The sequence below is a fragment of the Candidatus Rokuibacteriota bacterium genome (assembly GCA_016209385.1).
Taxonomy (GTDB): domain Bacteria; phylum Methylomirabilota; class Methylomirabilia; order Rokubacteriales; family CSP1-6; genus JACQWB01.
Map to the genome: position 1 here is coordinate 1 of JACQWB010000043.1, position 9,111 is coordinate 9,111.

General features: G+C 69.4%; 9 protein-coding genes. All 9 read left to right on the plus strand.

The features are described from left to right. The coding region (locus HY726_03060; protein ID MBI4607973.1) for a molybdopterin-dependent oxidoreductase at positions 1-2,084 on the plus strand (2,084 nt) is incomplete at its 5' end. After that, complete coding sequence (locus tag HY726_03065) at positions 2,081-3,094, plus strand: FAD binding domain-containing protein (GenBank protein MBI4607974.1); 1,014 nt, start codon at positions 2,081-2,083, stop codon at positions 3,092-3,094. The genes HY726_03060 and HY726_03065, both read left to right, overlap by 4 nt. A gap of 2 nt (positions 3,095-3,096) precedes the next feature. Further along, entirely contained in the window at positions 3,097-3,342 is a 246-nt protein-coding gene (locus HY726_03070) for a carboxymuconolactone decarboxylase family protein (GenBank protein MBI4607975.1), read from the plus strand. Between the two features lie 195 nt (positions 3,343-3,537). Next, on the plus strand, positions 3,538-3,741 hold the full coding sequence (locus tag HY726_03075; protein MBI4607976.1) for a hypothetical protein: 204 nt from the start codon (positions 3,538-3,540) through the stop codon (positions 3,739-3,741). Then, entirely contained in the window at positions 3,738-4,283 is a 546-nt protein-coding gene (locus HY726_03080; protein ID MBI4607977.1) for a helix-turn-helix domain-containing protein, read from the plus strand. The genes HY726_03075 and HY726_03080 overlap by 4 nt, the downstream gene beginning before the upstream one ends. A 30-nt stretch (positions 4,284-4,313) precedes the next feature. Continuing rightward, entirely contained in the window at positions 4,314-6,122 is a 1,809-nt protein-coding gene (locus tag HY726_03085) for a benzoyl-CoA-dihydrodiol lyase (GenBank protein MBI4607978.1), read from the plus strand. Next, positions 6,122-7,540, plus strand: a complete 1,419-nt coding sequence (gene boxB / locus HY726_03090; protein ID MBI4607979.1) for a benzoyl-CoA 2,3-epoxidase subunit BoxB — start codon at positions 6,122-6,124, stop codon at positions 7,538-7,540. The genes HY726_03085 and boxB overlap by 1 nt, the downstream gene beginning before the upstream one ends. A gap of 86 nt (positions 7,541-7,626) precedes the next feature. Further along, positions 7,627-8,103, plus strand: coding sequence for a RidA family protein (locus HY726_03095; protein MBI4607980.1), 477 nt, complete (start codon positions 7,627-7,629; stop codon positions 8,101-8,103). A gap of 28 nt (positions 8,104-8,131) precedes the next feature. Then, positions 8,132-9,111: AMP-binding protein (locus HY726_03100; protein ID MBI4607981.1), on the plus strand; the 980-nt coding region annotated here is incomplete at its 3' end.

Here is a 9,111-nt window from a genome sequence, read left to right on the forward strand (position 1 = left end):
ACGGGCCGAACATCCACAAGGCGGTCTCGCTCGAGTTCGGCGACGTGGAGGGGGCCTTCAGGCAGGCCGACCTCGTGCGCGAGGACGTCTTCTACTTCGAGGGGAGCACCCACCTCCCGTTGGAGCAGCTCGCGGCGGTGGCCCAGTGGTCGCCGGATGGGAAGCTGACGCTCTGGTCCTCCACCCAGACCCCCCACTACGTGCACCGGCTGCTCGCCAGAGCCCTCCAGATGCCGGCGGTGCACATCCGGGTCATCGCGACCCCGGTCGGCGGCGGCTTCGGCGGCAAGCTCGACCTGTTCAGCCACGAGGTCGTCGTCGCTAAGCTCGCGCAACTTACCGGCCGACCTGTCAAATGCACGCTCACGCGCGAGGAGGTCTTCTACTGTCACCGCGGCCGGCATCCGGTCCTGATGTGGGTCAAGACGGGGGTGAGCAAGACCGGCGACATCCTGGGGATGCACTTCCGCTCGTACCTGGACGGCGGCGCGTACGGCTCCTACGGCGTGGCCTCGACCTTCTACACGGGCGCGCTCCAGACCGTTACCTACAAGGTGCCCGTCTACAAGTTCGAGGGGATGCGCGTCTTCACGAACAAGCCACCCTGCGGCCCCAAGCGCGGGCACGGCACGCCCCAGCCCCGCTACGCGCTCGAGTGCCACCTGGACAAGATCGCCGAGCAGCTCGGCCTCGATCCGGCGGAGATGCGCCGCCGGATCGTCGTGGACGAGTACACGAAGACGGCGAACCAGCTGACCGTGACGACCTGCGGCCTCGGGGAGTGCATCGACCGCGTCCTGGAGGCCTCGGGGTGGCGCGAGAAGCACCGGAAGCTTCCCTACGGCAGGGGAGTCGGCTTCGCCTGCTCGAGCTACATCACCGGCGCGGGGCTCGCCATCTACTGGAACGACATGCCGCACTCCGGCGCCATCGTGAAGATCGACCGGGGCGGCGGGGTCGCGGTGCTCTGCGGCGCCATCGACATCGGCCAGGGGTCCGACTCGGTCCTCGCGTACTTGACCGCCGAGGTCCTGGGCATCGACCCCAGGGATGTCCGGGTCGCCACCGCCGACACCGACCTCACGCCCGTGGACCTGGGCGCGTACTCCTCGCGGGTGACCCTCATGGCAGGGAATGCCGTGATCGAGGCCGCCGAGCGGCTCCGCGCGATGCTGCTGGAGGCGGTGGGGCGGAAGTTCGGGCTGCCGCCCGATCGCCTGGTCTGCCGCGGCGGCAGGGTCTTCGTCGCTGATGATCCCGACAAGGGCTTCAGCTTCACGGAAGCCGCGGTCCTGGCCGAGTCGCTCTTCGGCACGCTCGCCGCCGCGGGCTCGTACAAACCTCCGAAGCGCGCCGGCAAGTTCAAGGGGTCCGGGGTGGGCCCCACGCCGTGCTACTCCTACTCGGCCTGCGTGGTGGAGCTGAGCGCGGATCCCGAGACCGGCGAGATCAAGGTGGACCAGGTCTGGATCGCCCACGACGTGGGTCGGGCCCTGAACCCGCTCCTGGTGGAAGGGCAGGTAGAAGGCTCGGTCTACATGGGGCTGGGCGAGGTGCTGATGGAGGAGCAGATTTTCCGGAAGGGTCTCCACAAGATCCCCTCCATGCTCGAGTACAAGAGCCCGACGACCCTGGAGACGCCAGAGATCCAGACGATCATCGTCGAGACCGTCGATCCCGAGGGACCGTTCGGGGCCAAGGAAGCGGGCCAGGGGCCGTTGCTCCCGGTAATTCCGGCTGTGGCCAACGCCCTGTATGACGCGGTCGGCATCCGGATCGACGAGATCCCCGTCACGCCCGAGAAGGTGCTCAAGGCCCTGGAGTTCAGACGGCAGGGCAAGCCTGCGCGCGTCGGGCCCGAGCGGCTTCCGCTCTTTACCTTCCCCGAGGCGATCAAGGTCCCCTCGGCCTTCGGCCAGCCCGCCGACCCCTCCGTCCCCCGGCGTGGAGACCAGGGTGCGGGTGGCGTGGCGATGGGGCCCCCCGCCGCCCGCAGCCCGGGTCCCTACACCGGGCGGGGTGGCGAGGACGGCGGGGGTGATCGCCACGACACGACCCGCACCCTGGAGGACAAAACGCCATGATGCGCCTGCCGCCGTTCACGTACCTGGTGCCGCGATCGGTAGCCGAGGCGGCGCGCATGATGGCGGACCACGGGGCGGAGGCGATGCTGGTGGCCGGCGGCACCGACCTCTACCCCAACATGAAGCGCCGGCAGTTCGAGCCCAGGGTCCTGGTCGGGCTCCGGGGGATCCGCGAGCTGGTCGGCATGGCCGGCGATGCCCAGGCGGGCCTCGTCATCGGCGCCGGCACCACGCTCACCGAGGTTTCCGAGCACCCGGTGGTGCAGGCGCACTTTCCGGCCCTCGCCGCCGCGGCGGGCTTCGTCTCGACCCCGCAGATCCGCAACGCGGGGACGCTCGGCGGCAACGTCTGCGTGGACACGCGCTGCAACTACTACAACCAGTCCCAGCAGTGGCGGCGAGCGATCGGCTTCTGCATGAAGAAGGACGGGGACATCTGCCTGGTGGCGCCGGGGAGCTCCCGCTGCTGGGCGGTCTCCTCCTCGGACACGGCGCCGGTGCTCTGGAGCCTGGGAGCCCGGGCGCGCCTGGTGGGGCCCCGGGGCGAGCGGGTCATCTCGATCGAGGCGCTCTACCGGGACGACGGGATCGCCTACCTGGCCAAAGCTGCCGACGAGGTCCTGACCGAGATCCTCCTGCCGCCTGCCGACGGGCTCCGCTCGGCCTACCTGAAGCTCCGCCGCCGCGGCTCCTTCGACTTTCCCGTCCTCGGCGTGGCAGTGGCCCTCGCGATGGACGACGGCACCGTCAGGGTCGGCAGGATCGTTCTGGGCGCGGTGGCCTCCCAGCCGCGGGAGGCGGCTGATGCCGGAGCGCTGCTCGCCGGCCAGCGGCTCACGCCCGAGCTGATCGAGAAGGTGGCGGAGGCCGCCGCCCGGCCCTCCAAGCCACTGGACAACACCGACTTCACCCATCCCTACCGGAAGAAGATGACGCGCGTCTTCGTGAGGCGTGCGCTCCGCCGGCTCGCTGGCCTGCCCGATTCCCGACGCAATGAGGAGGAGGTATAGCGATGGCGTGGGTCAGGACCGTGGACGAGCCAGAGGTCGAAGGCTACGTCAAAACCCTGTACGAGGGTATGCTCAAGCAGCGTGGCTGGGTTCCCAACATCGTCAAGAGCACGACGCTGCGGCCCGAGCTGACCCGCGCGTGGATGGGGCTGTTCACGACGCTGATGTTCGGTCCCTCAGAGCTGACGCGGGCCCAGCGGGAGATGATCGCCACCGTGGTCTCGGTGGCCAACCGCTGCCACTACTGAATCGAGGCCCACGCAGCGTGGCTTCGCGCTGAGACGGGGGATGCGGCGCTGGCCGATGCGATCAAGCGCGACTATTGGGGCCTCGCCTCGTGCCGGGCCTGCCTGGCGGCATGGCCGACGGCCCTCGGCTCGAACTGCCACCGGACGGCGCCGATCGACGCGCGGACGCGGTCGCTCCTGGACTTTGCCTGGAAGGTGACGCGGGAGCAGTGGGAGTGCCGCGAGGCCGATGTCCAGGGGCTGAGGAAGGCCGGCTGGCGCGACGAGGCGATCGTGGACGCGGTCGGGATCATCGGCTTCTTCAACTTCATCACCCGCGTGGCGGATGCCCTCGGGGTGGAGCTGAACAAGGAGTACGCTGCCCTGCGGAAGGCGGACTTCTCGGGGGTGCCGCAGTGACGCTCGGGGAACGGATCAGGGCCCTCAGGCAGGAGCGCGCGCTCCAGCAGCGGCAGCTCGCGGAGAAGTCCGGGCTCACGCCGAGCATGGTCTCGCAGATCGAGTCGGGGCGGCTCACCCCGTCGCTGCACACCCTGGGCAAGCTGGCCGGGGCGCTCGGCGTCCCCATCGCGTCGCTCTTCGAGACCAGGCCCGACGGCCGGATTCACGTGAACCGGCGGGGCGACTACCCGGTGGTCTCGTTCGAAGGGACGACGGAGAAGTGGGATGTCCTCGGCGCCGGGCTCTTCCAGGGAAAGATCCGCGCCGTGGTCTCGACGATCGCGCGGAAGGGGCAGGGCGTGAAGACCGGGAAGGTCATCATCGCGCCCGGCCAGATGAAGCTCTTCTACGTCGTAGAGGGGAGGGTGGCGCTCCACTACAACGGCGACCGGCACCTGCTCAGGGCGGGGGACAGCGCGGTCCTGGACGGCGGCGTTCCCCACCACTGGGAGAACCTGGGCCCCAAACAGGCGAAGGCCGTGTGGGTCATTCTGGGATGATGACGCGCGACTCGAAGGGTGGACGTGCCGATGGCTAGTGGCGAGCTGGACCGGGTGGAAGTTCGAGCCGAGGGGCTTCCGACGAGCCCGGGGCGTGGCAGTTCGAGCCGAGACGCTTCGGCGCAGGCAGCTTCATCGCCTGCGCCAGCGACGAGGCGAGACCCGAGCGAATGTGACACAGGCGAGGCCCGAGTAGATTTCCGGACCGAACCCTCCAAGTACCGGCACTGGAAGCTGAGCATTGACGGCCGGCTGGCCACCCTTGCCATGGACGTGAAGGAGGACGGGGGGCTCAGGCCCGGCTACGATCTCAAGCTCAACTCCTACGATCTCGGCGTCGACATCGAGCTCTACGATGCGGTCCAGCGCCTGCGCTTCGAGCATCCGGAGGTGGGCGCGGTGATCGTGGCCTCGGCGAAGGAGCGCATCTTCTGCGCCGGCGCTAACATCCGCATGCTCGGCCAGTCCTCCCACGGCTGGAAGGTGAACTTCTGCAAGTTCACCAACGAGACGCGGAACGCCATCGAGGAGGCGACGGCGGAGTCGGGGCAGTTCTACCTCTCGGCGATCAACGGCCCCTGCGCCGGCGGCGGGTACGAGATCGCTCTCGCGACCGGCTACATCATCATGGCCGATGACGGCAACACCTCGGTGGCCCTCCCCGAGGTGCCCCTCCTCGCCGTGCTGCCGGGGACCGGCGGGCTCACCCGGCTCGTGGACAAGCGTCACGTGCGGCGCGATCGCGCGGACTTCTTCTGCACCCTCGAGGAAGGGATCAAGGGCAAGCGCGCCCTGGAGTGGGGGCTCGTGGACGAGCTGGTGCCGCGCTCGAAGCTCGAGGACACGGTGAAGCGGCGCGCGGCCGAGTTCGCGGCCCGGAGCGACCGGCCCGCGGCGACCCGCGGCATCACCCTCGCGCCCCTCGCGCGGACGATCGAGGGCGACCGCATCGCCTACAGCCACGTCACCTGCCAGATCGACAGCGAGCGCCGGGTCGCCGAGATCACCGTCGCGGGCCCCGCTGGTCCGCCGCCTGCCGACCGCGAGAGGATCCCCGAGCTCGGCTGCGGCTTCTGGCCGCTGGCGCTGGCGCGCGAGCTGGACGACCTGATCCTGCACCTCCGGACGGACGAGGAGGAGATCGGGCTCTGGGTGTTCAGGACCGCCGGGAGCCCCGACCTCGTCGAGGCCCATGACCGGTTCCTGGCGGAGCACCAGGGCGACTGGCTGGTGCGCGAGATCCGCCTGTTCCTCAAGCGGACCTTCAAGCGCCTCGACGTGGCGTCGCGGTCGCTCTTCGCCCTGATCGAGCCGGGCTCGTGTTTCGTCGGGACGCTGCTCGAGCTGGGGCTCGCGGCGGACCGCGCGTACATGCTGGCGGGGACGCGCGAGGGGGACGAGCGGCCGACGGCCATGGTGCGCCTGAGCGAGCTGAACTTCGGCGCCTACCCGATGGGCAACGGACTGAGCCGCCTGGCGAGCCGGTTTCTCCGCGAGCCCGGGCAGGTCGAGAAGCTCAAGACGCTCATCGGGGCGGACCTGGACGCCGGGGCCGCAGCGGAGGCCGGCCTCGTCACGTTCACGCCCGACGACATCGACTGGGACGACGAGGTGCGTCTGGCGATCGAGGGCCGCGCAGCCCTGTCCCCGGACGCGCTGACGGGCCTGGAGGCCTCCCTGCGCTTTGGCGGGCCCGAGACCCTCGAGACCAAGATCTTCGGCCGCCTGTCGGCCTGGCAGAACTGGATCTTCCAGCGGCCCAACGCCGTCGGCCCCAAGGGGGCGCTCTCGGTGTACGGCACGGGCCGGCGCAGCGATTTCGACTGGAGGAGAGTGTGATGGCCGCGGTCGACTATCTGGAGCGGATTCCGAACAACGTCAACCTGAAGGAAAACCGGCGCCTCCTGCGTGCCCTCGAGGAGTGGCAACCGAAGTTCCTCGAGTGGTGGGCGGAGATGGGCCCGGTCGGCTTCCAGGCGAAGCAGGTCTACCTCCGCACCGCTGTCAGCGTGGACAAGGACGGCTGGGCGCAGTTCGGCTACCTGAAGATGCCGGAGTATCGCTGGGGCATCTTCCTCGCCGAGCCGGAGCCCGGCCGGCCGATCAGCTTCGGCGACCACCAGGGCCAGCCCGCCTGGCAGGAGGTGCCCGGCGAGTACCGGGGCACGCTGCGCCGGCTGGTCGTGACCCAGGGCGACACCGAGCCGGCCTCGGTCGAGCAGCAGCGGCACCTGGGGCGGACCTGCCCGTCGCTCTACGACCTGCGGAACCTCTTTCAGGTCAACGTGGAGGAGGGCCGTCACCTCTGGGCCATGGTCTACCTGCTCCACGCCTACTTCGGTCGCGACGGCCGGGAGGAGGCCGAGGCGCTCCTCCAGCGGCGCTCGGGCGATCGCGACAAGCCGCGCATCCTCGGCGCGTTCAACGAGAAAACGCCGGACTGGCTCTCCTACTACATGTTCACCTACTTCACCGACCGGGACGGCAAGTACCAGCTCGCGGCGCTCGCCGAGAGCGGGTTCGACCCGCTGTCGCGCACGTGCCGCTTCATGCTGACCGAGGAGGCCCACCACATGTTCGTCGGCGAGACCGGCATCGGGCGCATCGCCCAGCGGACGTGCGAGTTGATGCGCGAGCACCGGACCGACGACGTGCGCCGGTTCGGGGGGATCGACCTGCGGACGCTCCAGAAGTACCTCAACTTCCACTACTCGGTGTCGCTCGACCTGTTCGGCTCCGAGGTCTCGACCAACGCCGCCAACTTCTACACGATGGGTGTCAAGGGCCGCTTCGACGAGACCAAGAAGGATGACGACCACCTGCTGAAGGACGGGACCTACCAGGTCACGATGCTCGAGGGCGATCGGATCGTGACCCATCAGCTGCCGGCGCTGCCCGCGCTGAACGAGCGGCTGCGCGACGATTACATCGCGGATTGTGCCCGGGGCGTCGCGCGCTGGAACCAGACCATCCAGCGCCACGGCATCGACTTCGAGCTGGCGCTGCCGCACCGGGGCTTTCACCGGGCCATTGGCTGCTTCGCCGGGGTCAGGGTGTCGCCGGACGGCCGGATCATCGGCGAGGCCGAGTGGGAGGCCGAGAAGCGCGAGTGGCTGCCGACCGAGGAGGACGAGGTCTTCGTGCAGGGCCTGATGCAGCCCGTCACCGAGCCCGGGAAGTTCGCCAACTGGATCGCGCCGCCGCCGCGCGGGATCAACGGCCAGCCCATCGACTTCGAATACGTCCGCCTGACCTGATTCAGCTTGGAGGTCGGCCCTCGGGGGCCGTGGGGGGAGGCGTTGGAAGGGGGGCGACGCCCCCCTTCGAGTGAAAGGAGGGTTCGATGGCGATCAAGGTGCTGAAGCCGAAGGAGCTGGGCCAGCCGCTGGGCATGTACTCCCACGGGGTCGCCGCGCGGGGCAGCGAGCTGGTCGTCGTGGCGGGCCAGGTCGGGATCGATGGGGCCGGACGCCTCGCCGGGATGGACGTCGTCTCGCAGACCAGGCAGGCCCTTGAGAATGTCCGGATCGTCCTCGCTGCAGCGGGCTGCACGCTGCGGGACGCGGTCCGGTTCCAGACCTTCCTCACGCGGGCCGAAGACATCGACGGCTTCATGCAGGCCCGCCGGGAAGTCTTTCCCCGCTACTTCGCCGACGGCACCTACCCGCCGAACACGCTCGTCGTCGTCTCGCGCCTCGTCCGGCCCGAGCTGCTCGTCGAGATCGAGGCAATGGCGCTCAAGCCGATCCCCGCCGCGCCCCCGAGGCGTAAGGCGAAAGCGGCACCGCGAGGAGCCCGGGCCGCCCGCCGGCGCCGTTGAGCCTGGCGTCAGGAGGAGGAGCAGTGTCATGACCACGCCCGTGATCGAGATCCCTGATCGGTTCAACGCCGCAACCTTCTTCGTGGACCGGAACGTCGCCGAGGGCCGGGGCGGCAAGATCGCCTTCTTCTGCGAGGACCGCGCCGTCACCTACGGCCAGATCCAGGAGCTGGCGAACCGGGTCGGAAACGCGCTCCGCGACCTCGGGGTCGAGCTGGAGCACCGGGTCCTGCTCCTCCTCCTGGATGGTCCCGAGTTCGTCGCTGCCTTCTTCGGCGCCGTCAAGACCGGCGCGGTCCCGATCCCGGTGAACACCATGATGCGCGCCCAGGACTACCTCTACTTCCTCGACGACAGCCGGGCGCGGGTCGCGATCATCTCCCAGCCGCTCCTGGCCGAGGCGGGGCCCATCCTGGGCCAGGCCAAGTTCCTCAAGCACGTGGTGGTCGTCGGCAAGGCGGAGGGGAAGCAGATCGCCTGGGACCAGTGGGTGGGCAAGGCCTCGACCAGGCTCGACGCGACCGACACGTCCAAGGACGACGCGGCCTTCTGGCTCTACTCCTCGGGGTCCACGGGTTTCCCGAAGGGAGCCGTCCACCTCCAGCACGACATGGTGGTCTGCGCCGACACCTACGCGCTCCAGGTGCTCGGCATGAGCGAGCACGACCGGACCTTCTCGGCGGCCAAGCTCTTCTTCGCCTACGGCCTGGGGAACAACATGTACTTCCCCATGCGCGTGGGCGCCCAGGCGGTGCTCTCCCCCCCGCGGCCGACTCCCGAATCCATGTTCGAGGTGATCGACCGCTACAAGCCCACCCTCTTCTTCGGCGTCCCGACGCTCTACGCGGCCATGCTCCAGGTGAAGGAGGCCGAGAAGCGGTTCGATACGAGCTCGCTCCGCCTCTGCATCTCCGCCGGGGAGGCGCTGCCGCCCGAGCTCTACAAGCGCTGGACCGAGCGCTTCAGGGTGGAGCTGCTCGACGGGATCGGGACCACCGAGATCCTGCA

Coding starts and splice junctions, on each gene's coding strand:
- HY726_03065 (MBI4607974.1), top strand. CDS start 2,081: ATGATGCGCCTGCCGCCGTTCACGTACCTGGTGCCGCGATCGGTAGCC.
- HY726_03070 (MBI4607975.1), top strand. CDS start 3,097: ATGGCGTGGGTCAGGACCGTGGACGAGCCAGAGGTCGAAGGCTACGTC.
- HY726_03085 (MBI4607978.1), top strand. CDS start 4,314: ATGGCTAGTGGCGAGCTGGACCGGGTGGAAGTTCGAGCCGAGGGGCTT.
- boxB (MBI4607979.1), top strand. CDS start 6,122: ATGGCCGCGGTCGACTATCTGGAGCGGATTCCGAACAACGTCAACCTG.
- HY726_03095 (MBI4607980.1), top strand. CDS start 7,627: ATGGCGATCAAGGTGCTGAAGCCGAAGGAGCTGGGCCAGCCGCTGGGC.